20 protein-coding genes and 1 other annotated feature are annotated in these 25566 nt (G+C 27.8%); of the genes, 19 read left to right on the top strand and 1 reads right to left on the bottom strand.

Translation table 11 applies throughout. The annotated features are described in order from the left end of the window. The first annotated feature begins 374 nt into the window (after positions 1-374). The 3 genes from EJJ37_RS13270 (at position 375) to EJJ37_RS13280 (ending at position 2557) form a co-directional block, all read left to right on the top strand. Positions 375-881 carry a GNAT family N-acetyltransferase gene (locus EJJ37_RS13270; protein ID WP_133016061.1) on the top strand — a complete coding sequence of 169 codons (507 nt, stop codon included), beginning with the start codon at positions 375-377 and terminating at the stop codon, positions 879-881. 173 nt (positions 882-1054) lie between these two features. Next, positions 1055-2158, top strand: coding sequence for a DEAD/DEAH box helicase (locus EJJ37_RS13275; RefSeq protein ID WP_133016062.1), 1104 nt, complete (start codon positions 1055-1057; stop codon positions 2156-2158). A gap of 18 nt (positions 2159-2176) precedes the next feature. Next, positions 2177-2557: a VOC family protein gene (locus EJJ37_RS13280; RefSeq protein WP_133016063.1), complete on the top strand. Its 381-nt coding sequence runs from the start codon at positions 2177-2179 to the stop codon at positions 2555-2557. 53 nt (positions 2558-2610) lie between these two features. Here EJJ37_RS13280 and EJJ37_RS13285 read toward each other — a convergent pair whose 3' ends face one another. Then, complete coding sequence (locus tag EJJ37_RS13285) at positions 2611-3801, bottom strand: coenzyme F420-0:L-glutamate ligase (RefSeq protein WP_133016064.1); 1191 nt, start codon at positions 3799-3801, stop codon at positions 2611-2613. A gap of 107 nt (positions 3802-3908) precedes the next feature. Here EJJ37_RS13285 and EJJ37_RS13290 point away from each other — a divergent pair, with 107 nt between their 5' ends. From EJJ37_RS13290 to EJJ37_RS13365, 16 genes are all read left to right on the top strand, one after another. Continuing rightward, on the top strand, positions 3909-4790 hold the full coding sequence (locus EJJ37_RS13290) for a LysR family transcriptional regulator (protein WP_133016065.1): 882 nt from the start codon (positions 3909-3911) through the stop codon (positions 4788-4790). A 186-nt stretch (positions 4791-4976) separates the two neighbouring features. Continuing rightward, positions 4977-5828, top strand: coding sequence for a DegV family protein (locus EJJ37_RS13295; protein ID WP_133016066.1), 852 nt, complete (start codon positions 4977-4979; stop codon positions 5826-5828). 17 nt (positions 5829-5845) lie between these two features. Beyond that, complete coding sequence (locus EJJ37_RS13300) at positions 5846-6343, top strand: DUF1836 domain-containing protein (protein ID WP_133016067.1); 498 nt, start codon at positions 5846-5848, stop codon at positions 6341-6343. Between the two features lie 185 nt (positions 6344-6528). Next, the gene (gene glgB / locus EJJ37_RS13305; protein WP_133016068.1) at positions 6529-8352 is read left to right on the top strand and encodes a 1,4-alpha-glucan branching protein GlgB; all 1824 of its coding nucleotides are present in this window, start codon (positions 6529-6531) and stop codon (positions 8350-8352) included. Between the two features lie 235 nt (positions 8353-8587). Beyond that, on the top strand, positions 8588-9715 hold the full coding sequence (locus EJJ37_RS13310; RefSeq protein ID WP_133016069.1) for a deaminase domain-containing protein: 1128 nt from the start codon (positions 8588-8590) through the stop codon (positions 9713-9715). 77 nt (positions 9716-9792) lie between these two features. After that, positions 9793-10020 (top strand) — a binding site (T-box leader). A 56-nt stretch (positions 10021-10076) separates the two neighbouring features. Then, positions 10077-11981: a threonine--tRNA ligase gene (gene thrS / locus EJJ37_RS13315; protein WP_133016070.1), complete on the top strand. Its 1905-nt coding sequence runs from the start codon at positions 10077-10079 to the stop codon at positions 11979-11981. Positions 11982-12187: 206 nt separating this feature from the next. After that, positions 12188-12763, top strand: coding sequence for a TetR/AcrR family transcriptional regulator (locus EJJ37_RS13320; RefSeq protein WP_133016071.1), 576 nt, complete (start codon positions 12188-12190; stop codon positions 12761-12763). Positions 12764-12960: 197 nt separating this feature from the next. Beyond that, positions 12961-14730: an oleate hydratase gene (locus EJJ37_RS13325; protein WP_133016072.1), complete on the top strand. Its 1770-nt coding sequence runs from the start codon at positions 12961-12963 to the stop codon at positions 14728-14730. A 143-nt stretch (positions 14731-14873) separates the two neighbouring features. Continuing rightward, positions 14874-15323: a hypothetical protein gene (locus EJJ37_RS13330; RefSeq protein WP_133016073.1), complete on the top strand. Its 450-nt coding sequence runs from the start codon at positions 14874-14876 to the stop codon at positions 15321-15323. Between the two features lie 153 nt (positions 15324-15476). After that, positions 15477-16847 (top strand): DUF7948 domain-containing protein, encoded by a 1371-nt coding sequence (locus EJJ37_RS13335; RefSeq protein ID WP_166484765.1) that lies wholly within the window; start codon positions 15477-15479, stop codon positions 16845-16847. Between the two features lie 227 nt (positions 16848-17074). Then, entirely contained in the window at positions 17075-17785 is a 711-nt protein-coding gene (locus tag EJJ37_RS13340; RefSeq protein ID WP_133016075.1) for a YczE/YyaS/YitT family protein, read from the top strand. A gap of 368 nt (positions 17786-18153) precedes the next feature. Continuing rightward, positions 18154-18990, top strand: coding sequence for a BglG family transcription antiterminator LicT (gene licT, locus EJJ37_RS13345; RefSeq protein WP_133016076.1), 837 nt, complete (start codon positions 18154-18156; stop codon positions 18988-18990). Between the two features lie 377 nt (positions 18991-19367). Next, positions 19368-21236, top strand: a complete 1869-nt coding sequence (locus tag EJJ37_RS13350; RefSeq protein WP_133016077.1) for a beta-glucoside-specific PTS transporter subunit IIABC — start codon at positions 19368-19370, stop codon at positions 21234-21236. 112 nt (positions 21237-21348) lie between these two features. Beyond that, a complete protein-coding gene (locus EJJ37_RS13355) occupies positions 21349-22788 on the top strand; it encodes a 6-phospho-beta-glucosidase (RefSeq protein WP_133016078.1) in 1440 nt (479 codons plus the stop codon). Positions 22789-23016: 228 nt separating this feature from the next. Beyond that, positions 23017-23877, top strand: a complete 861-nt coding sequence (locus EJJ37_RS13360) for a Cof-type HAD-IIB family hydrolase (RefSeq protein ID WP_133016079.1) — start codon at positions 23017-23019, stop codon at positions 23875-23877. A 192-nt stretch (positions 23878-24069) separates the two neighbouring features. Beyond that, the gene (locus tag EJJ37_RS13365) at positions 24070-25494 is read left to right on the top strand and encodes a glycoside hydrolase family 1 protein (RefSeq protein ID WP_133016099.1); all 1425 of its coding nucleotides are present in this window, start codon (positions 24070-24072) and stop codon (positions 25492-25494) included. Positions 25495-25566 lie beyond the last annotated feature (72 nt).

Below are 25566 nucleotides of genomic sequence, written 5' to 3' on the forward strand. Positions count from 1 at the left end.
TTATTTAAGTGCGTCTATTTTTATATTCAATTTGATTTTAATCGAAAATGTACAATTATTTTTTTGAAAATATAGAAAAAGAGCTATTGCTAGCGGATTTTTTTACCCGCTATTGCGACAGCTCCTTACTATTTTATATAAATAAAAATGTAATAAAAATACTTTTAATAACTTTAAATGGAAATTAAAAACTAAAAATGGAAAATATAAACTTAGTAGTAAAAGAGTAAAAAGTTAAGATAAATACTTAAAAAATAAGGTAAACTTAAGTAATTAAAGATATAGATTTTTACTTATATAAGTAATACTGGTAATATGGATATTAAGACTAGTCTATATTTAAGATAAATATAATAGATTAAGGAGTGTAACTAGTGGAAACGAGCAGTATTAAGCTAAGTCAAGAAGTATACAGATCTGATGCAGAGAAAATGGTTAATTGGCTTAGCGATAACGAAATAGTAAGTAATTTAAATGAGGATTCTAATGTGACAGAGAATCTGATTAGTGTTATAAATAGAATAAATATGCCTATTTTAACACACTTATTTAATAATAATTGTAGTTTTTTTACTATTAAAAATATATATGAAACAGTGGGATTTTTAAGATTGATTCCTAAAAATGGTGGAGTTGAAATAGTAATTGCAGTTGGAGAAAAGGACTTATGGGGTAGAGGAATAGGTCACAATGCTGTACTTGAAGGACTAAAAAAAGCATTTTTTGATTTAAGAACTGAGAAAGTAGTTGCAAAAATTAAAAAAGCTAATAATAGATCAAGAAATTTATTTGAGGGAATTGGATTTATAGAAGTTAAAGAATTAGAAAAGGAAATTGAATATCAAATTACAAAGGATGATTTTTGGAAAATTGCTTTGTAATTATATTTTATTATAAAACTCTAGATAATACAGAAATGTAATATCTAGAGTTTTTGTTTTGTTGATAATGAGGATGAAATATATTAAAGGATTAAATATTATTTTGATAAACTAAAAGACAATACTATAAATATGTTATAATTAATTAAAGTATAACAAAAGAGGTAAAATAAATGACATTTAAAGAGCTAGGAATTAGCGAAGATATAAGTAAAATATTAAGAAATAATGGAATAAAAACTCCAACAGAAATTCAGGAAAAAAGCATCAAGGATATATTAAACGGTAAAGATATTATTGCAGAGGCACAAACTGGTACAGGAAAGACATTAGCTTTTTTATTACCTGTCTTTGAAAATATAAATCCAACATCTAAAACTATTGAATGTTTAATAATTACGCCAACAAGAGAATTGGCTATACAAATTACTGAAGAAGCTGAAAAATTAAAAGCTGGTAAAGAGATAGGGATTTTATCAATGTATGGTGGCAAGGATATTGGTTCCCAATTAAATAAATTAAAAGGAAATATTCAACTTATTATTGCTACTCCAGGAAGATTGTTAGATCATATTAAAAGAAAAACTGTTGATTTAAAGAAGTTAAAAACTATAATTATTGATGAAGCAGATCAAATGCTACTTATGGGATTTAGAAATGAAATAGATACAATAATGAAAGAAAGACCAAAGAAGGTACAAACTTTATGTTTTTCAGCAACTATGGATTCAGCAGTTAAAAAATTAGCATATAGATATATGAAAGAGCCGCTAGTTATTTCTGTTAAAAAAGAGGAAGTAACTTTAGAAAATATTAGACAAGAAGTTGTAGAAACTACAGATAGACTAAAAAGAGAAGCATTATGCACTGTTTTAGATGAAGATAATCCTTTTATGGCAATTATATTCTGTAGAACAAAAAGAAGAGCTGATGAGTTAGAAGTAGTAATGCATAGAAGAGGATATAACTGTAAGGTTATTCATAGTGATATACCTCAAAATAAGAGAGAAAGAATTATGAAGTCTTTTAGAAATGCAGATATTCAATATTTAATTGCTACAGATGTTGCTTCAAGAGGATTAGATATAAGTGGAGTAGATAATATATATAATTATGATATTCCAGAAAAAGTAGAAACTTATATTCATCGTATTGGTAGAACTGGAAGAGCAGGAGAAAAAGGTTATACATGTTTATTTATAGATCCAAAGGATTCAAAAATTTTAGCTGATATAGAAAATAAAATAAAATTTTCAATTCCAAGAAGAAGTATATAAAAGTAGGAGGATAAACTGATGATAAATAAAATAGGAAAAATAACAATATACGTAAATAATCAAGAAGAAGGAAAAGAGTTTTGGGTTAATAAAATGAAGTTTGTAGTTAAGCTAGAGCAACCAATGGGACCGAATATGAAATGGTTAGAAGTTGGACCAAGCAAAGAAGCTTTTACTAGTTTTATAATATATGAAAAAAGTGCAATGCTAGCTCAAAATCCACAAGCTAATGTACTACATCCTAATATAATATTAAGTACTACTGATATAAAAGAAACTTATAACGAAATGAAAGCAAACGGAGTAGAAGTAAGTGAAATAATGAATATGCCATATGGAAGTATGTTTAAATTTAAAGATCAAGATGGTAATAATTATTTAGTGAGAGAAGATAAGTAAAAAATTTAATGCCACACAGCTTTATCCTGTGTGGCATTTTTAGTTTAAGAATATTATTTTGTATAGTTATCGAAGTAACCTTGGATGAAGATAATAGGAGTTCCCTTATCTCCGCTTCCAGATGTTAAGTCAGATAATGATCCTATAAGATCAGTAAGCCTTCTTGGAGTAGTACCTTGTGACTCCATAGATCCAACTAAATCTGACTCTTTATTTTTAATATATTCTGATATTGCTTTCTTAAGTTCTTCACCTTTTAAATCAGCAAAGTTATTATCAGCAAGATATTTTAATTTTATTTCATTTGGAGTACCATTTAAACCTGATGTATAAGCTGGTGAAACAACTGGATCAGCAAGTTCCCAAATCTTACCTACTGGATCTTTGAAAGCTCCATCTCCATAAATCATAACTTCAACATTTTTTCCTGTTTTCTCTTTAAGAATAGCTTGTATATTATCAACCACAGGTTGGCAATTACGAGGGAAAAGCTTAACAGTTTCTTCTGTTGATTTATTAGAACCTAATAATCCAAAAGATTCATTATATCCGCTTCCATTAATAGACTCACATAATATATTATCAAGGCTATAAATCTTTTCTCCACCATTTGCTTTTAAAATTTTCTTAGTTCTAAATCTTGTATGAATATCACAAGTAAGAACGCTCTTTGTATAATTTAAAATAGTTTTAGGGTTGTTTGAGAATATTACTTCACATTCAACACCATATTCTTGAATTAAAGATTTATAATAATCAATGTAATCAACGCCTGTAAAAGGATGTTTATTGTATCCAAATAGATTACGGAAGTCTTGTTCTGTTAGAACATCTGTCCAAGGATTAACACCCTTATCATCTAACATATCTAAATCAACTAGGTGATTTCCAACTTCATCAGATGGATAGCTTAACATTAATACTATTTTTTTAGCAGCTTTTGCTATACCACGAAGGCAGATTGCAAAACGATTACGACTTAATATAGGGAATATTACACCAATAGTATCGTCACCAAACTTAGATTTAACATCTGTAGCTATATTATCTATAGAAGCATAATTTCCTTGAGCACGTGCAACTACTGATTCTGTTACAGTAACTATATCCTTATCATTTATAGTGAAGCCTTCAGATTCTGAAGCTTTAAGTACACTTTCTACAACAATATCTTCGATTTTATCTCCCTCTTTAATAATTGGGCAACGAAGTCCTCTAACAACTGTACCAACAACTCTTTCCAAAACAATCTCTCCTAACATTTTCAAATATTTAACACTATTGTAATATACAACAATAAATGATATAAGTAAAATAAATATAACAAATACAGGGTATAAGGAGTACTTATATGATTACTAAATTAGATTTATATAAGGTGTTTTGCCAAGTAGGAAAGAGTAAAAGTTTTTCAAAGGCTGCAAAGGAGCTTTATATGACGCAGCCAGCTGTAAGCCAAGCTATAATGCAACTAGAAGGAGAATTAGATATTAGACTTTTTAATAGAACACCAAAAGGAGTATCTTTGACTAATGAGGGAAATATTTTATTTGAATATATAAATTCAGCAATTAATTTAATTAATGTAGGGGAGGAGAAAATATTAGAATTTAAAGATTTAACTGTAGGAGAATTAAAAATTGGGGTTGGAGATACAATATCTAAATATTTTCTACTTCCATATTTAGAAGACTTTCATAATAGATATCCAAATCTTAAGTTTAAAATTATAAATGGTATGACATTAGAACTTTGCAATTTAATTAAATCAGGAGAAATTGATATTGCAATCTGTAATTTACCAATTGATGATCCTTCCTTAGAAATAAGACCATGTAAAGAGGTTAGAGATATTTTTGTCTGTGGGGAAAAGTATAAGGAATTATCAAAAGAAAAAGTTTCATTAGAAGAAATAGTTAAATATCCCTTAATATTTTTAGAACCTAATTCAAATTCAAGAAAGTATGTAGAGAAATTCATGATATCTAAGGGAATAAAAATTTCTCCAGAATTTGAACTTGGATCATTTGATTTATTATTGGAGTTTGCAAGGATAAATTTAGGTATTGCTTGTGTAGTAAAGGAGTTCTCCAAGAGTTATTTAGAACAAGGATTATTGTATGAGGTTAATGTTTTAGAAGAAATACCTAATAGAAGTATTGGTGTTTGTTATTTAAAGAGTGTTCCGCTTTCATTAGCTTCTACAAAATTTGTTGAGATATTAGAGAGTTAAATAGGGAGTATTCCTTATCTTATTATTTATTGGCTAAAAAAGGAGAATATATGAATAATAGATGAATATTATTGACAAAATTAGTTTAGGGTGATAATCTAAAACAAATAGTTTTTAAAACTACATAGTTTAGAATATTAATCGAGATTATTTAGAATATTACTTTAAATTAAGAGGAGAGAAGTTATGATTAAAATAGTGGCAGATTCATCGACACTTTATTCAAAAAGTGAGGGAGAAGAAAAAGGAATTATCATTGCACCACTTGCAGTAACAATTAATGGAAACACCTATAAGGAATTTGAAGATATAAGAACAAAGGAATTCATAGATATAATAAATGAAGGTCATATCCCAGCTTCATCACAACCATCAATAGGGGAAGTATTAGATATATATGATAAATATCCAGATGATGAAATAATTAATATTTCAATGGCTGATGGATTATCAGGGACATATAATTCAGCTTGTGTTGCGAAAGGAATGGCAGCTAATCCAGAGCGTATAGAGGTTATAAACTCAAAAACATTATGTGGACCCCATAGATATTTAGTTAATTTAGCTGTAGAGCTTGTAAAACAAGGTAAAACAAAGCAAGAAATAGTAGATGAGATAAATAAAGCATTAGAAGATACAAAATCATATTTAATTCCACATGATTTTGATTTCTTAGTTAGAGGTGGAAGAATTTCATCTCTTGTAGGTAAAATAGGAAGTGCTATAAAATTAGTGCCTGTTATGACATTGGCTGAGGATAAACAGTCTTTAGTTAAATTTACAACTAAGCGTACTTTTAAAAAGGCAATAGCTAAAATAGTTGAAGAAATGATAGAATGTGGTGTTGATTCAAACTGTAAAATTTATATTTCACATGCTTGTATAGAAGATTTGGCAGAAGAGGCAAAAAATATTATACTAAGTAATATAGAAAATGCTGATATAGAAATTAATTTATTAAGTCCTGTATTTACAACTCAAGGTGGACCAGGTTGTGTATCAATACAATATATAAGAAAGCATGAATTATTAAAATAGAATATTAGGGGGTATTAATGGAAAGTTTAGAATTTCATATACCAAGATTTAATGAACTGCCAAGAGTTCCTCTTTATAAAGATCAGGTAATTACTTATTTAGAGAATGTGGTTAAATCAATAAATATTGAAAGTGATGAAAAACTATTAACGCCTACAATGCTTAATAATTATGTTAAGCAAAAAGTTGTTTCACCACCAAAAGATAAGAAATATAACGAAAAGCACTTAGCTTATTTAATTGTTGTTTGTTTATTAAAACAAGTATTCACTTTACAAGAAATATGTGAACTTATTAATATTCAAATTGAAAGTTGCCCAATAGAAGTAGCTTATGATTATTTTTGTTCAGAAGTAGAACAAGCTATAAAGGCAGTATTTTCTACAAGGGATTTTTCATATCCTACTGCTACGGGAACTACAACTAATGAAAGTGAAATGTTGAGATCAACAGTTATGGCAGTTGCAAATAGAATATTTATTAAGAGTAAATTAAAGGAAAAGAAACCTAGCTAATTATAAAGAAAAAGTTAAAATACTGATAGATATAAAGCAAAATTTTATATCTATCAGTATTTTTTTATAATAAATTTCACTGTAATTAAAATTTATAGAAACTTATTATAGTCTTTATATTCCAAATAATGTAAAATATATCTGGGTGATAAAATCACTACATTACAATTAAAGGGGATAGCAGTATGGATATGTATGGATTTTACTCAGGAAAAGTTTTTGATGCGTATAAATATTTAGGGGCTCATGTAAAAGAAAATGAAGTTACTTTTAGAACATTTGCACCCAATGCTAAAAAAATAGAGTTAATTGGTGAATTTAATGACTGGAATGGAATAGAAATGAAGAGAGCTGATGATGATAATTTCTTTGAATGTACCATAGAAAATGCTAAACCAGGAATGTTATATAAGTATAAAATTTATGATAAAAATGGTAGATGTGTAGATCATTGTGATCCATATGGTTTTGGGATGGAAGTTAGACCCAATACAGCATCTATTATAAGAGATTTAGATGAATATAAGTTTAATGATGATGAGTGGATAAAAAGAAGAAATGACTGCAAAGATAAACCTTTAAATATTTATGAAGTACATTTAGGATCATGGAGAAAAAAAAGTGATGATACTTGGTATACATATAAGGAAGTAGCCCATTTATTAATTCCATATGTAAAAGAATATGGATATAACTATATTGAGATAATGCCATTAAGTGAGCATCCATGTGATGAATCTTGGGGATATCAAAATACAGGTTTTTTTAGTCCCACATCTAGATATGGCACAGCTATAGATTTGATGTATTTTATAGATAAGTGTCATGAAAATAATATAGGAGTAATAATGGATTTTGTACCTGTACATTTTGCTATTGATGAATTTGCATTAGCTAATTATGATGGAACTTCATTATATGAATATCCATATGAAGATATTGAAATGAGCCAATGGGGAAGTAAAAATTTTATTCATTCAAGAGGAGAGGTAAGAAGTTTTTTACAATCGGCAGCAAATTACTGGATTGAGGAATATCATTTTGATGGATTAAGGGTAGATGCATTAAGTAATATTATTTATTGGCAAGGAAATTCTGATAGAGGTGAAAATAAAGGTGCTATAGAATTTATTAAAGGTATGAATAAAGGGTTAAAAGAATTACATCCAACAGCAATTTTGGCAGCAGAAGATTCAACAGCATATCCTAAAGTTACAGAAAAAGTAGAAGACGGTGGTTTAGGTTTTGACTATAAGTGGGATATGGGATGGATGAATGATACTTTAGAGTATTTTAAAATGCATCCCTATGATAGAAAGAGAGCCTATCACAAGCTAACTTTTTCAATGATGTATTTTTATAGTGAAAATTTTCTGATGCCATTATCACATGATGAAGTGGTTCATGGAAAAGCAACTATAATTCAAAAGATGCATGGAGAATACGGAGATAAATTTAAACAAGTAAGAACTTTATATATGTATATGTATGCTCACCCAGGTAAAAAACTTAACTTTATGGGAAATGAAATAGCACAATTTAGAGAATGGGATGAGAAAAGAGAGCAAGATTGGAATATTTTAGATTATCCAATTCATAATAATTTTTATAAGTTTATGAAAAAATTAAATAATATATACTTAGAATATCCAGCATTATATAAAAATGATTATGAATATAGTGGATTTAGATGGATAGATTGTCATCAAGAAGATAAATGTATATATGTTTTTGAAAGAGTTTGCAAGGAGCAAAGAGTTATAGCTATATTTAATTTCTCTAATGAGTATCACAAAGATTACGAATTAAAAGTTGATTCAATTAAGAAGATGAGATTAATTATTGATAGTAATAGTGATGATTTAGAAGCTAATGAAGTTATCTATATAGTTAGGGCAAATAACAAAAGTGATAAGGTTAAAGAGAATGAGAGTGAAGAAGAAATTGAGAATACTATATTAATAGATATACCAGCATTTTCTGCAAGATATTATTTAGTAGAAAAATAAATAGTAAGTTTTCAAAAGTAATATAATAATGATATTTAGAAGTTGATATTAGATATTTAGTGTTATCTATATCAGCTTCTTTTTTAATTTAATTATGGAGGGATTGATAGGCTTGTAGCATTAGGAGTAGTAGATAAGAATATTTTAATATTAAATATTAAATATTAAATATTAAATATTTAGATTATAATATTTATCGTGAAAAAATATCAACTCTAAGATAAAAGAGGTAAATATGATTGAAAGAAATAATAAAGTAAAGAGTATAAAAAAAGATAGAATTAAAATTAGAACTATAAAAGATTTTAATAAAATATTAAAGAATGAGGATTATAATTTTAGTGTGATAACTAAAGAAGAGTTTAAAGAAGAAATTATTAATAGGTTTAATGTTAATAATAAGATATGTGAAGAAATGTATAGAACTCTTACCAACGGCAATATTACTTATAAAGTAAATGGGGTTAAAGGTTTTATAGATTATATAGAAAGTGTCATTATTTTTGAAGATGAGCATAATAAATTATGTGAAAAAATAAATAAGATAAAAACTTTAATTATAGATAGAGTAGAATATGAAAGAATATTAACTACTCAAGATGACGTAGAGCATATTTTAAAAATAATAGAAGAAACTAAAAAATCTATATCAGGAAAAATCAATGAAGAGGGAAAAATAAAACTAGAATCTTTAGAAGATGAAATTAATAGAGATTATGTTTATGCAAAAGATATTGAACTGTTAAAAAGAATGATACTTTGCAATAATAAAAATGTTAAAGAAAAGTATGATGAAAATAGCCAAACTAAAACTTTATTTATTGAAATACCACAAAAGATTAGCTTTGATTATGTAAAAGCAGAGAAAGGTACAGTTGAATATTATCAACATATAAAAAGTTATATTCCTAGAATGAAGAGATTAATTAAAAATTTAGATAAATATATTATGGAATATAATAATACATATAAAATTAATCAAAGTATTGCAATTCAGGATTCTGTAAATATGGCAATAGTAATATATAATGGAAAAGAGTTTAGAGCTGTTAGTGGGAAAAATGATATTGAAAATAGTTGTACATTAATACCACCAGGACAAGAGTATTTTGAAAGCTGTAAAGTTAATAAACTAGGTAAATTGGGAATAGGATATAATAGGATTAATGATAGTGAAAAGAAGATACTTGAAAAAATACATAGGCTTATAGAGGATGGAAGTTTAATTGATGAAGGAGAACTTATTTTGTATAGTAAGTGGGAACCATGTCCTAGTTGTTATTATGTTATTAGTCAATTTATTAAAAAATATCCTAAGATAAATTTAAAAGTTATGTATTATAAAGAATATGGTGAAAAATAAAAGTATTTACAAATAAATATAAAAATGTTAGTATTATTTTAATGAAAATTTCATATAGTAGTAAATATGATTAATATTGATATACGTTGAAGGGGAAAAGTATTATAGAATACAGTTTTAAGAGAGAAGGTGTCATAGGCTGAAAGCACTTTTAAATATGCCTATAAGAAAACTACCCTGGAGTTATGGTTTAGTATCAAGATAATGAGAAATACCATCGGTGAAGATCGATAATACTTTTAAAGATGAATTGAATTTTTAAATTCAATTTGGGTGGAACCACGGATATAGCATTCGTCCCAAGCTTAGGGATGGATGTTTTTTTTATATCAAAAATAACTACGAAGGAGGTAGATGTGTAATGATTAATGTAAAATTAAAAGATGGATCAATAAGAGAAATTGAAGAAAATTCAAGTGTATTAGATTTAGCTAAATTAATTAGTAAAAAGCTTGGAAAATCTGCAGTTGTAGGTGAAGTTAATGGAACCTTAGTTGATTTAGAGTATAAGCTTAAAGATAATGATGAGGTGAATATAGTAACCTATGATGATGAAGCTGGAATTGAGGTTATGAGACACACTACCTCACATGTAATGGCTCAAGCTGTAAAGAGACTTTATAAAGATGTAAAATTAGCTATAGGACCAACAGTAGAAAATGGCTTTTATTATGATTTTGATATTGAAACACCATTTAATAATGAGGATTTAGTTAAAATAGAAGAAGAAATGAACAAAATTATAAAAGAAGATATTTCATTAGAAAGAGTGGAAGTAAGTAGAGAAGAGGCTTTAAAATTAATGGAAGAAAGAGGCGAAGTTTATAAGGTAGAACTTATAAAAGATCTTCCAGAGGGAGAAACAATTTCTCTTTATAAGCAAGGGGATTTTATAGATCTTTGTAGAGGACCACATCTTTTATCTACTAAAGGAATAAAAGATTTTAAATTAACTAGTGTTGCAGGAGCTTATTGGAGAGGTAATGAAAAAAATAAAATGCTACAAAGAATTTATGGAGTAGCATTTGCTAATAAAGAAATTTTAAAGACTTATTTAAATAATATAGAGGAAGCAAAAAAAAGAGATCATAGAAAATTAGGTAAGGAATTAAAGTTATTTACTTTTGTTGATGAGGGCCCAGGATTCCCATTTTTCTTACCTAAAGGAGTTATTCTAAAAAATAATTTAATTAATTATTGGAGAGAATTACATCAAAAGGCTGGATATGTTGAAGTTGAAACACCAATAATGCTAAATAAAAAGTTATGGGAAACTTCAGGACATTGGGATCATTATAAGGAAAATATGTACACTTCAATGATTGATGATGAAGAGTTTGCATTAAAACCTATGAATTGTCCAGGTGGAATGATTATTTATAAAACAGAAACACATTCTTATAGAGATTTTCCGATGAGGGTTGGAGAGCTTGGAAGAGTTCATAGACATGAGCTTTCAGGGGCTTTACATGGTCTTATGAGAGTAAGAGCATTTACTCAAGATGATGCTCATATATTTATGTTACCAGATCAAATAAAATCAGAAATTAAGGGTGTAGTTTCCTTAATTGATATAGTTTATTCAAAATTTGGGTTTAAATATAGTGTTGAACTATCTACAAGGCCAGAAAATTCAATGGGAAGTGATGAGGATTGGAATATGGCCGAGGATTCATTAAGGGCTGCTCTTGAAGAAATGAACTTACCATATAAAATTAATGACGGTGATGGAGCATTTTATGGACCAAAGATAGATTTCCATCTTGAAGATAGTTTAGGTAGAACATGGCAATGTGGAACTATTCAATTAGATTTCCAACTACCACAAAGATTTGAATTAGACTATATTGGAAGTGATGGTGAAAAGCATAGACCAATAGTTATTCATAGAGTTATTTTTGGAAGTATTGAAAGATTTATTGGAATATTAATTGAGCATTTTGCAGGTAAGTTCCCAACATGGCTTGCACCAGTTCAAGTTAAGATTTTACCTATTTCTGATAAGTTTGTTGAGTATGCTAATGAAGTTAAAGAAAATCTTGAATCTAAAGGAGTAAGAGTTGAAGTGGACTTACGTGCTGAAAAAATAGGTTACAAGATAAGAGAAGCTAGAAATGAAAGAGTTCCTTATATGATTGTAGTAGGTGAAAAAGAGGAAAATGACAAAACTATTTCAGTAAGAAGTAGAGATAATGGTGATGAAGGAGCTGTAGATTTAAATAGCTTTATTGATAGAATTATGGCTGAAATAAAGAATAGAAATTAAATAAGAAGAGGGCATTTGGTTTTTTATAACTAGCATGCTCTTTTCTTTTTATATTTATATAAAATTTAAGCAATTGTAAATTTAATTTTATTATTTTTAATTTTCCTAGATAAGGAAATATGTAGATGATATAATGACTAATAACATAAATAAGCTTAGTTAAAATAGAAGCAAGTATATGATATATAATTAAGGGGTGAAGTTATATGGCACAAACAACTAAAAAGGCATTTGCTGCATCTTTAAAAAAGTTATTATCACAAAAGCCATTAGATAAAATAAAAATTTCAGATATAACAAATGATTGTGAAGTTAATCGTCAAACATTTTATTATCATTTTAAAGACATATATGATTTATTAGAATGGGTTTATACAAATGAAGCAACAAGAGTTTTAGGTGATAAAAAGACATATGACACTTGGCAAGAAGGATTTTATGAAATTTTTGAATATATCTTAGAAAATAAGAGTTTTGTTATAAATACTTATAATTCTGTAAGTAGAGAATATTTAGAAAGATATTTATATAATGAAGCTTACTATTTACTTTTAGGTGTAGTTGAAGAAAAGTCAAAGGGTATGTCTGTTAGGGATAAGGATAAAGCATTTATTGCAGATTTTTATAAATTTTCCTTTGTAGGATTAGTTATTGATTGGATAAGAAAAGGAATGAGAGAAGAGCCAAAAGATATAATTCAAAGGTTAAATACTTTGATTTCAGGGAATATTGAAATGGCGCTAGAAAGATATAGAACTGATAAACATAATATTAAAGAGTAAAAAAGATATGAAATTTGGACAAACTTAAGCGTTTGTCTTATTTTTTTACAGTTTTATAGAGGTGTTTAAAAATAGGACATATCTAGGATTTTGTCTATAGAAAGCATTATTAGAAAGTAATAGTATAAATATATAAATTTAAGCAATAAGTTTTAACTAAAAAATAAATTGTTTTTATATAAAAGGGAGGAATTTATATGTATTATAGTAACGGAAATTATGAAGCATTTGCTCGTCCAGAAAAACCTGTAGATGTAGATAGAAAGTCAGCATACTTAGTAGGGGCAGGACTTGCATCTTTAGCGGCAGCATGCTTTTTAGTTCGTGATGGACAAATGAAAGGTGAGCATATTCATATATTAGAAGAAATGAATATTGCAGGTGGAGCTTGTGATGGAATTAATGATCCAACAAAAGGATTTGTAATTCGAGGTGGACGTGAAATGGAAAATCATTTTGAATGTTTATGGGATTTATTTAGGTCTATTCCATCATTAGAAACAGAAGGTGTATCTGTATTAGATGAATATTATTGGTTAAATAAAAAAGATCCAAACTATTCTTTAATGAGAGCTACAGTAAATAGGGGAGAAGATGCTCATACAGATGGTAAATTTGGATTATCAGATAAAGCTGCTATGGAGATAGTAAAACTATTCTTCACTAAGGATGAAGATTTATATGATAAAACAATTCAAGATGTATTTACTGAGGACTTTTATAAATCAAATTTCTGGTTATATTGGAGAACTATGTTTGCTTTTGAAGAGTGGCATAGCGCATTAGAAATGAAGCTTTATATTCAAAGGTTTATTCATCACATTGGGGGACTTCCAGATTTCTCAGCGTTAAAGTTTACTAAATATAATCAATATGAATCTTTAATATTACCAATGGTTAAGTATTTAGAATCACATGGGGTTAACTTCCAATATAATACTCAAGTTACTAATGTAATATTTGAAAAAGAAGGAAATAAAAAAATAGCAAAACAAATTGTTTGTATTCATAATGGAAAAGAAGAAAAAATTGATTTAGTAGAAGATGATTTAGTATTTGTTACAAATGGTAGTTGTACAGAAAATGCTACATTAGGTGATCATGATACAGCTCCAGTATTAAATACTGAGGAAGGTGGATGCTGGAGGTTGTGGAGAAACATAGCGGAACAAGATCCAGACTTTGGACATCCAGATAAGTTCTGTACAAATATAAAGGCTACTAATTGGGAATCAGCCACAGTTACAACTTTAGATGACAGAATACCACCATATATTGAAAAAGTGTGCAAACGTGATCCATTTAGTGGAAAGGTAGTTACAGGAGGAATAATAACAGTAAAGGATTCTTCATGGTTAATGAGCTATACATTAAATCGTCAACCACATTTCAAATCACAACCTGGAGATCAATTAGTTGTATGGGTTTATGGATTATTTACTGACGTACCTGGCGATTTTATTAAGAAGCCTATGAAAGAATGTACAGGATATGAAATTACTCAAGAATGGCTATATCACTTAGGGGTTCCAGTAGATGAAATACCAGAAATGGCTAAGAATTCTGCAAGAGCTATACCTTGTATGATGCCATATATAACTGCATTCTTTATGCCAAGAACAGCTGGTGATAGACCTAAGGTTGTACCAGAAGGCTGTGTTAACTTTGCATTTTTAGGACAATTTGCAGATACAGTTCGTGATACAGTATTTACAACTGAATATTCTGTAAGAACAGCTATGGAGGCAGTATACACATTATTAGATGTTGATCGTGGAGTTCCAGAAGTGTTTAATTCTTGTTATGATATAAGAGTATTATTAGATTCTACTTCTAAGATGATGGATGGTAAGAAAATTACAGATATAAAACTTCCTTTGAAAGCTAAAATGGTTGAAAAGAAGCTATTTAAGGAAATTCAAGGAACAGTAATTGAAGAATTATTACAAAGATACAAATTGATATAAAAGTAATCTTTATTCTCTAGAAGGTGAAAAAGATACTATATTATAAGAAATATTAAGTAACTAACTCAAGCTTGATTTCATAGTATATATTAAGAATGTCTTATATGACAATAGGAAATATATATTATACGGAGGAAAAGAGTATGGGATGTAGAAATAGTAGATCCAATAATGTTAATAGAAGGTTAAGAGAGCTTCACTGCTTAGTAAGAGATTTCTTAGAAAATAATGAGGATGTTAGTGATAGTTTAGATGAGAACTTAGAAGAATTAATTGAAGTATTTTGCAATTTAAAATGCACAGTAAAGGAGCAACAAAGCACTCTAGAAAGTTATGTAGAAATAAAGGAGTGGATAGATAAAAATGCAAATTGTTATGCTCCTAATGCTGAAAGTTGTGAATGTGAAAGATTAAATAGAAATGTAGAAAAAATATTAAAGGAAATTACAAGAGAATTATTGGAATCATTAAATGACCTTAATAGAGCAATAAAGGCTCTTGAAAATGCCCAATGTTTACAAAATAAATTAGATAAAGCTTTCCAAAAATATGTTGAATGTGTTCATGAAGAAGATAGTAGTTGTGAATGCTAAAATAAATATATTTTTATAGTAAATAAAAATAAGTAAGAGGAGGATAATTTGAAATTAGACTCCTCTTACTTATTATATTCAATATAGTGATAATTCAATTGATATAAACATACTTTAATATATATTAAAAATAGTATTAAAGGGATGATAGAGTTGGAAGAGTTAAAAGTATCAAAGGTTTTAAATAGCCTACCATTAATTTTTGAAAGAAATATAGGTCAACATGATGAAAAAGTACAATTTATTTTGAATAAAAAGGAATGTACAACATTTTTTACAGATACAGAATTAGTTTTGGCATTTAGAAGTAATGAAAAAAATGAAAAAGAAAAAGAGATAGATAGTAAATTAATAGTAAATTCATTAATAAATAATTTAAGTGAATATAAGGTAAATGTATTAAGAATTAACTTTGAAGATTCTAATAAAATTCCTCAAATAATAGGTAAGAATGAATTTAATTGTAAGATAAATTATTTTAAGGGAGATAATAAATCAGAATGGAAAAGCTGTATACCAATATATGAAAAGTTATTATATAAGGAAGTTTATCCAGGAATAGATTTATTGTATTATGGAAAGCAAACTAATATGAAACTAGAATTTATTGTACAACCTAATAAAAGTATTGATTGTATCAGGTTAAACTTTGAAGGTGCAGATAAAATAGAAATAGATGAAGAGGAAAATTTAATAATTAGTTTTGATGATAAAGCAGTAAAGATATTAAATTTAGAAGCAATTCAAGGGGTTAGTGAAGAAAAGATAGAGTGTAAATTTGAAATAGAAGATAATTTTAAGATTAAATTTAATGTAGCTAATTATGACTTAAATGAAGTATTAAAAATAAATATGCAGTTCTTATTTGAAGTCTTTAAGTTAACTAAAGTAATAGATAGAAGAAACTCTATTACTATGGATAATAAGAATTGTATTTATATTACTGGTATTACAAGTATTCAAAAATTTCCAGAAAAGAGAGTGTACAAGAGTATTTATTCAGGAAAAGATTATAGCTCTTATATAATAAAAATAAATACAGGAAAAAGTGGACAATTAGCTTTAGAATATGCAGCGTACCTTGGTGGAAATGGAGTTGATGAAGGAACTACTGTAGCTGTGGATGACAGTGGAATAGCATATATTGCAGGAATAACAAATTCTACAGCAGGATTTCCCATTTCAGGAAAGTCATATTTATCTAGTTATCCAGGTGGTGAAATATCGGGGTTTTTAGTAAAAGTAGATACAAAAGAGATAGGAATAGCTAGCTTAGTATATGGAACATATTTAGGGGGAAATGGTATTGATGTATGTTCAGACATAAAGATTGATAGTAATAATTATGTTTATATAAGTGGATTTACAAGTTCTAAAAATTTACCTATAGAGAATTATAATTATAAAGATATTGTTTCAAATGAAGAGTTTTATTCTTTTTTACTTAAGATGGATATAACCAAGAGGGGAAAATTAGCATTATTAAATAATTTATATTTTGGAGACAATGGATATAACTTGTAGATATTTAATTTAAATATAAACCTAAAGTGGTCTAAAATATAACTTTAGGGTTTCTTTTTAGATATGTTTACTTGTGAATATATAGTAGTATTTATCATAATAATAAAATTTTGACAAAATGACTATTTTTAGATAAAATGGTAAGGTGATTTTAAATTAATGTAAATGTTATAAAAGATGTAGTGTTAAGATGAAGTAAAAAAATATAGTAGCAAAGGGTGAAAAAATTGAATAAAGTAATTAATTTAATTAAACGATTAATATTATTCTTTATAGGGATGAGTATAATTCAATTTGGAGTGGCATTATTCCTAAAGACAAGCATTGGATCAGATCCATTTACTGTTTTCACGGAAGGATTGGCAACGGTTCTAGATAAAACAGCATTAAAAGATTTTTCAATAGTACAGATGATTGCGGGAAGAGCTGAAGTTACTCCAGGTGTAGCTAATATGATAATATTAATAGTATTATTTATTGGTATATTAATAGTTGATATGAAAAGAATAAAAATAGGTACATTAATTTGTGTTGTTGGAGTAGGACCAATAATAGATTTAGGGGTAAAAGCAGTTTCATATTTCCCAATAGATTCAGCTAATATATTTATAAAAATGTTATTAGTATTATTAGGATGCTTTATAATTGCAGTAGGATTTTCAATAATTTCAGCAAGTGATATTGGTGTAGCACCAAATGATATTGTTCCATTTATAATTAAGGATAAACTAAATTTTCAATATAGATGGGTTAGAATAGGTTTTGATGCAACATTTTTAATTATTGGATTCATTTTTGGAGGAACAATTGGAGTAGGAACTATTATTGCAATGTTAGCAACAGGGCCATTCATTCAATTACTTTTACCATATGGTAAAAAAGTTGTTGATTTTATTGTTAATAGTAAAGAAGAGAGTGAATCTACTGTTATTGCATAATTAAATTGATAATTTTAAGAATAAATGATAATAAATAGATAGTATGATAAATAATTAATTCATACTATCTATTGCTTTTTTATGATCATATCTATCGGAAAAGCTATATAAAAATTAAATAAAAAAATATATTGACAATGTTTACATTACTTGATAAAATGAAGACAAGTTAATAAGTGGAATCCATTTTGGGATTGTTACTGGGTAAGCAGGCAAAACCTAAATTGATACCAAATATATGTGTATAATTATTTTTTTATAGGAGTAATTATATCCATTATTTGATATTGATTTAGGTTTTTTTGTATAATCTTAATTAAGATTTATATCTTAAATTAAGAAATATAAAATAAGGGGATTATACTGATATGATCATAAATAAAGTGTTAAATAACAATGTTGTGACAATTATAAGTGAAAACGGTGAAGAAGCAGTTGTTATGGGAAGGGGTTTAGCTTTTCAAAAGAAAAAAGGCGATGAGATTGATGAGAGTAAAATAGAAAAAATATTCGTCTTAGAAAATAAAAGTATAAATGAAAAACTGCTTACATTAGTAAATGATATTCCAGCAAAGTATTTAGAAATTGCAGAAGATATAATAAAATATGCAGAAAATAAATTAAGTACAAAGTTAAATGAAAATATTTATCTAACTCTTACAGATCATATTAGTTTTGCAATTAGCAGAGCTGAAAAGAATCTAGAAATAAAAAATGCAATGCTTTGGGATATTAAAAGACTGCATAAAGATGAATTTGATGTTGGAATCCATGCATTAAGAGTAATTAAAGAAAATTTAAATGTTGAGTTACCAGAAGATGAAGCAGCATCAATAGCAATGCATATTTTAAATGGTGAGCTTGATCAAGAAATGCCAGAAATAGTGGATATGATTAAATTAATTGAGGAAATATTAAAGATGGTAAAATATCATTTTAATATTGAATTTGATGAAGATTCAATTAATTACTATCGCTTTGTAACACATTTAAAATTCTTCACTCAAAGATTATCTAGTGGAAGATATTATGAAGATAATGACAATGATTTATTTGATATGATTAAACTTAAGTATCCAAAATCTTATGACTGTACAAAGAGAATTGAAGGGTTTGTAAAACAAAAATATAATACCCAGTTAACCAAAGAAGAAATGTTATATTTAATAATACATACAGCTAGAGTAGTACATGAAAATTGTTAAAACTAAATACTACTTTAATAATTTCCGTTAGGATTGTAACTGATTCGATCAGGCAAAACCTAAATTAATAATTAAAGTTAAGCTAAAGAATTTATTAATGTTTATTTTAATTAATAAACATAAAAGTTTAGTGTTTTAAATGTGAACTTAATTTTAAGAAAATAAGTTTATATTAAAATAAATTAGCTTAAATTTTAAGAATTAATTTAGGTTTTTTATATATAACTGATAATTAATTTAAGGAGGTGATTAGCAGGAAAATTAATATAACCTTAGAAGTTTCATAGGATTGTTACTAGGTTAGGCTAGGCAAAACCTTAATTCTTCAAAATTTTAAATTTGAAAAAATTAAAATATTGAAAGCGAGGAATTAAGCTATGAATTATGAAAATTTAGCAAAAGAAATATTAAAAAATGTCGGCGGACAAGAAAATGTATCAAATTTAACACACTGCGCAACAAGATTAAGATTTAATCTTAAAGATGTATCAAAGGCTAATACAGAAACAATAAAGAAAACTAAAGGAGTTATGGGTGTCGTAGACAAAGGTGGACAATATCAAGTTATTATAGGTAATGATGTAAATCATGTTTACAAAGAAATAATGAAAATTGCTAATATTGAAGGTAATAGCGAATCTAAAGAGGTAGATGACCGTAAGACTGTGGCAAAGGTTATAGATACTATTACAGGTATATTTACTCCAATATTACCAGCCATTACAGCAGCAGGTATGATGAAAGCTGTACTTGCATTATTAACGGCTTTTAAATTAATTTCTACTGATTCTCAAAGTTATCAAATATTTAACTTTATGGCAGATGCAGCATTTTATTTCTTACCAATATTTTTAGCAAACTCAGCAGCTAAGAAATTTAAATGTAATCCATATTTAGCTATGATGCTTGGAGGAATATTACTTCATCCAACATTTGTAACAATGGTTAATACAGCTAAGGAAACTGGTGAATCACTAGCCATTTTTGGATTACCAATTACTTTAGCTTCATATAGTTCAAGTGTTTTACCAATAATACTTGGTGTTTGGTTCATGTCATATGTTGAACCAATTGCAGATAAGATATCACCGAAGGCTATTAAATTCTTCACAAAACCATTAATTACAGCAGTTGTTTCAGGAATAGTAATTTTAGTTGTAATTGGACCTATTGGATATATAGTAAGTGATAAAGTTGGATTAGGAATAAAAACTTTAGAATCTTATGCTAGCTGGTTAGTACCTACTTTATTAGGAGGATTAACTCCATTATTAGTTATGACAGGTACACACTATGGACTTATACCAATTGGAATAAATAATCGTATGACTATGGGATATGATACTATAATATATCCAGGTATGTTAGCTTCAAATGTATCTCAAGGTGGAGCGGCTTTAGCAGTAGCAATAAAGAGCAAAAATAAAGAAATTAAACAATTAGCATCTTCAGCAGGTATTACAGCAGTTTGTGGTATTACAGAACCAGCTTTATATGGTGTTAATTTAAGATTTAAAACTCCATTATATGCATCAATGATTGGTGGGGCAGCAGGTGGGTTATTCCTAGGATTATTTAGAGTTTCTAATTATTCAGGTGGATCACCAGGATTTTTAACTTTACCAAGTTATATTGGTGGAGAATCTATGATGAATTTTGTATATGCATGTATAGGGGCTGTAATAAGTGTAGTAGTAGCATTTGTTGCTGGTTTAATATTATATAAGGATAAAGTAGAAGCTATAGAAGATGAAAATTCAGAAGAAGTTGCTGTAGATAAGGCACCATTAATGAATAAGATAACTATTGCAAGTCCATTAAAGGGTGAAATAGTTCCTTTAATAGACGTTAAAGATGAAACATTTGCATCAGAAATGATGGGAAAAGGTATTGCTATAAATCCTACAGAAGGAAAAGTAGTTTCACCAATAAATGGTACAGTTCAAATGATATTTAAAACTAAACATGCAATTGGATTAAAATCAGAAGATGGAGCAGAAATTTTAATTCACATTGGTATGGATACAGTTCAATTAGATGGTAAACACTTTACTGCACATGTTAAAGATGGAGATAAGGTTAAGGTTGGAGATACTTTAGTTGAATTTGATATGGATGCTATTAAAAAAGAAGGTTATGAATTAGTTACACCTGTTATTATCACAAATACTATGGATTATTTAGAAATAGTACCAAAAGAAATTGAATCAGTTAATACAGGAGAGGATATAATCACTATTTTATAGTAGATAAAAATATAAAAAGATAAGAGCCAAGAGATACTTAAGTGTGAGAAATTATTAATATAAACTCTTAGCTCTTAACTTTTAGTTATTAATTAAGTGTGGAGGTATTGTTATGAATAACAATTTTAATAAATTTCCAGAAAACTTTTTATGGGGAGGGGCTTTAGCTGCAAACCAATGTGAAGGTGGATATAAAGAAGGTGGAAAGGGATTAACAACTGTTGATCTTTGTCCAGCTGGTGAAAATAGAAGAAAAGTTATGGAAGGTAAAATTGATATATTAAAACCTGTTGATGGAGAGTATTATCCATCACATGAATCTATAGATTTTTATCATAGATTTAGAGAAGACATAGCTTTATTTGCTGAAATGGGATTTAAATGTTTAAGAATTTCAATTGCATGGTCAAGAATATTCCCAAATGGAGATGAAGAAGCTCCAAATGAGGAAGGATTAAAGTTTTATGATGAAATGTTTGATGAAATGATTAAACATGGAATAGAACCAGTAGTTACAATATGTCACTTTGATACTCCAATAGGAATTATTGAAAAGTTTGGTGGATGGAAAAATCGTAAGTTTGTAGATTTTTATTTAAACTATTGTAAGGCTATATTTACAAGATACAAGAATAAAGTTAAGTACTGGATGACATTTAATGAAATTAATATGATATTACATCTTCCATTTATGGGAGCTGGAGTTAGATTTGATGAGGGAGATAATGAGCTTCAAATTAAATATCAATCAGCTCATCATGAACTTATAGCAAGTGCTTTAGCTACTAAAATGGCTCATGAAATAATTCCAGGTTCTATGGTTGGATGTATGCTTGCAGCAGGAGTAACTTATGCATATAGTTGTAATCCTGAAGATGTACAAAAAGCTATGGATAAGGAAAGAGAAAATTTATTCTTTATAGATGTTCAATCAAGAGGAGAATATCCAGGTTATGCAAAGAGATTCCTAAGAGAAAATGGAATTGAAATTGTATTTGGTGAGAATGATGAAGAAATATTAAAGAATAATACTGTAGATTTCATTGGATTTAGCTATTATTCAAGTAGATGTGCAAGTGTTAATCCAGAAGTAGTTAATGGAAAAACAGCAGGAAATGTATTTAAAACTGTAAGAAATCCATATTTAAAGGTATCTGAATGGGGATGGCAAATAGATCCACTTGGGTTAAGAATAACAGCAAATCAGTTATATGATAGATATCAAAAACCATTATTCATAGTTGAAAATGGACTTGGTGCTGTAGATACTCCAGAAGAAGATGGAACTATTAATGATGATTATAGAATAGAATATTTAAGTGAACATGTTAAAGCAATGAAAGAAGCAATTGCTGATGGAGTTGATTTAATAGGATATACTCCATGGGGATGCATTGATTTAGTATCTGCATCAACAGGAGAAATGAAGAAAAGATATGGTTTCATTTATGTAGATAAAGATAATGAAGGAAACGGTACTTTAAATAGAAGTAAGAAAAAGAGTTTCTATTGGTATAAAAAAGTTATAGAAACTAATGGTGAAGAAGTGTAAGTGAGAGAACAAATCTAAGATTTGGTTACTGGAACATCACTGAAAGTTATAATCAATATAATAAAATGCTATAATTAAGCAATAAAATCTCCTAAGTATTAATATTACTAAGGAGATTTTTATGTTTATTATAAAATGAAATTTAAAATAGTAATATTTAGATAAATATAATAAAACTTTGATATAATAAATATGAATACAATAGAAGAAGGAAGAGGGGATTAAGTTATGATAAAACTAATAGCAAGTGATATGGATGGAACTTTATTGAATGATGACCATATGATATCAGAAGAAAATTTAAAAGCTATAAGAAAAGCCCAAGAAATGGGAAGACATTTTACAATTGTAACTGGAAGAGATTATGGAGCGGTAAAGTCATATTTAGAGGAATGTAATTTAAAATGTGAATGTATTTTAAGTAATGGTGCAGAGTATAGAGATGTAAATGGAAATGTAATTGAAAGCGTATATATGAATAAGGAAAGTGTAAAAATAGTATTTGATATGTTAAATGAAGCTGGTTTATGTATACAATTAATGACTAACAAAGGTTCTTATATAACAAATAAAGAAAGCGATAAAAAGGCTATTATTGATAGATTTAAGTTATTTAATCCTAAAATGACTGAAGAAGAGGTAAAGAAGTTTGTTGAAAATTTCCATAAAGAAAGAGGAATGAAGGAGATAGATAATATCTATGAAATATTAGAAAGTAATGTAGAAATATTAAAAATAGTTACTTTCGATAATGATGAAAAATTAATAGCTAGATTAAAAGATAAATTAAGAGAAAGTACATCAGATTTAGCTGTAGCATCTACTTTTTCTAATGATATTGAAATAAGCGATATTGAAGCTCAAAAGGGATTAATATTAGCTAAAACTATTAAAAAGATGGGGATAGATAAAGGTGAAGTAATAGTACTTGGGGATAGCTTTAATGACTATTCTATGTTTACGGAATTTGAAAATTCTTATGCTATGGAAAACGCAATTCCAGAAATTAAGAAAATTGCAAAGTATATTACTGATACTAATAATAATGATGGAGTAGCGAAAGCTATTTACAAGGCATTAGAAGTATAAAGAAAGTATTTAATAACAAGTTTGTATAAGAAACTTGTTATTTTTTTATACTAGATAACTTTAATAATGTCTAATTATTACTATAAAAATAGTAGAAATATTATTATGGAAATTAAATTATCCCTTTGCTAGAATAAAGTATAATTATACAGTTTTAGAAAGAGAGTGTGAGAATTTGTGGGAAACTTTAAGATGCCAGAAGGTTTTTTATGGGGAAGTGCTTCAGCTGCATATCAAGTAGAGGGAGCTTATTTAGAAGATGGAAAAGGTATTACAAACTGGGACAAGTTTGTAAGAATTGAAGGTAAAACATTTAAAAATACTACAGGGGATGTAGCGGTAGATCATTATCATAGATTTAAAGAAGATGTTAAGTTAATGGCAGAAATGGGGCTTAAGACTTATCGATTTTCAATTTCATGGGCAAGAATAATTCCAGATGGAAATGGAGAGATAAATGAAAAAGGACTTAAATTTTATGAAGAGCTTATTGATGAATGTTTAAAGTATAATATAGAGCCTATGGTTACAATATTCCATTGGGATTTACCACAAGCTTTAGTAGAGCAATATGGTGGATTTGAAAGTAGAAGAATAGTTGATGATTTTGTTAGGTATGCAACAATTTTATTTAAACGTTTTGGCTCTAAAGTTAAGTATTGGATTACTTTAAATGAGCAAAATATATTTACTTCATTAGGGTGGCTTACAGCAATGCATCCACCAGGTAAATTTGATGATGTAAAGACATTCTATCAAGTTAATCATCATGCATTTATGGCACATGCAAAATCAGTATTAGAATTTAAGAAATTAGTTCCTAAGGGGAAAATCGGCGCTAGTTTTGCATATAGCCCAAGTTATGCTATTGATTGTAATCCAATTAATGCAATGTCAAAAATGGATTATGATAATATGAAAAACTTTTGGTGGATGGATATGTACGCGTATGGACGTTATCCTAAATCAACTTTTATTTATTTAAAGAATAGAGGGATTGAACCTAAATTTGAAGATGGAGATGAAGATATTTTAAAAGAGGCAGCAGAAAAAATTGATTTTATGGGTGTAAATTATTATCAAACTGCTGTATGTGAATATAATCCTATTGATGGAGTAACTCCATATGGAACATTTAATACCACAGGAGTTAAGGGTTCAGGACAAGTTACAGGACAACCAGGATTGTTTAAAAATCCATCAAATCCATATTTAAAGACAACAGATTGGGATTGGACTATAGATCCAATGGGGTTAAGATATGCACTAAGAGAAATTACAAGTAGATATAATCTTCCAATAGTAATATCAGAAAATGGATTAGGTGCATTTGATAAAAAGGAAGAAGATAATTCAATACATGATCCTTATAGAATAGAATTTTTAAAAGCTCATATTGAAGAAATGAAAATAGCTATAGAAGAAGGGTGCGATGTAATAGCATATTGTACATGGTCATTTACTGATTTATTAAGCTGGTTAAATGGATATCAAAAGAGATATGGATTTGTATATGTAGATAGAGAAGAGGAAGAAGGAGCTTCAATGAATCGTTATAAAAAAGATAGTTATTATTGGTATAAGAATGTAATTAAAACTAATGGTGAAGAACTTTAATATAATAATGTTTCTTAATTAGATATAAATGCGATGTTAAGTTTAAAGTTAATTTTAGAGCTTATCATTGCA

Source organism: Clostridium cuniculi (assembly GCF_004353185.1).
Classification (GTDB): domain Bacteria; phylum Bacillota; class Clostridia; order Clostridiales; family Clostridiaceae; genus Clostridium; species Clostridium cuniculi.

Coding starts and splice junctions, on each gene's coding strand:
- EJJ37_RS13275 (WP_133016062.1), top strand. CDS start 1,055: ATGACATTTAAAGAGCTAGGAATTAGCGAAGATATAAGTAAAATATTA.
- EJJ37_RS13280 (WP_133016063.1), top strand. CDS start 2,177: ATGATAAATAAAATAGGAAAAATAACAATATACGTAAATAATCAAGAA.
- EJJ37_RS13290 (WP_133016065.1), top strand. CDS start 3,909: ATGATTACTAAATTAGATTTATATAAGGTGTTTTGCCAAGTAGGAAAG.
- EJJ37_RS13295 (WP_133016066.1), top strand. CDS start 4,977: ATGATTAAAATAGTGGCAGATTCATCGACACTTTATTCAAAAAGTGAG.
- EJJ37_RS13300 (WP_133016067.1), top strand. CDS start 5,846: ATGGAAAGTTTAGAATTTCATATACCAAGATTTAATGAACTGCCAAGA.
- glgB (WP_133016068.1), top strand. CDS start 6,529: ATGGATATGTATGGATTTTACTCAGGAAAAGTTTTTGATGCGTATAAA.
- EJJ37_RS13310 (WP_133016069.1), top strand. CDS start 8,588: ATGATTGAAAGAAATAATAAAGTAAAGAGTATAAAAAAAGATAGAATT.
- thrS (WP_133016070.1), top strand. CDS start 10,077: ATGATTAATGTAAAATTAAAAGATGGATCAATAAGAGAAATTGAAGAA.
- EJJ37_RS13320 (WP_133016071.1), top strand. CDS start 12,188: ATGGCACAAACAACTAAAAAGGCATTTGCTGCATCTTTAAAAAAGTTA.
- EJJ37_RS13325 (WP_133016072.1), top strand. CDS start 12,961: ATGTATTATAGTAACGGAAATTATGAAGCATTTGCTCGTCCAGAAAAA.
- EJJ37_RS13330 (WP_133016073.1), top strand. CDS start 14,874: ATGGGATGTAGAAATAGTAGATCCAATAATGTTAATAGAAGGTTAAGA.
- licT (WP_133016076.1), top strand. CDS start 18,154: ATGATCATAAATAAAGTGTTAAATAACAATGTTGTGACAATTATAAGT.
- EJJ37_RS13350 (WP_133016077.1), top strand. CDS start 19,368: ATGAATTATGAAAATTTAGCAAAAGAAATATTAAAAAATGTCGGCGGA.
- EJJ37_RS13355 (WP_133016078.1), top strand. CDS start 21,349: ATGAATAACAATTTTAATAAATTTCCAGAAAACTTTTTATGGGGAGGG.
- EJJ37_RS13360 (WP_133016079.1), top strand. CDS start 23,017: ATGATAAAACTAATAGCAAGTGATATGGATGGAACTTTATTGAATGAT.
- EJJ37_RS13365 (WP_133016099.1), top strand. CDS start 24,070: ATGCCAGAAGGTTTTTTATGGGGAAGTGCTTCAGCTGCATATCAAGTA.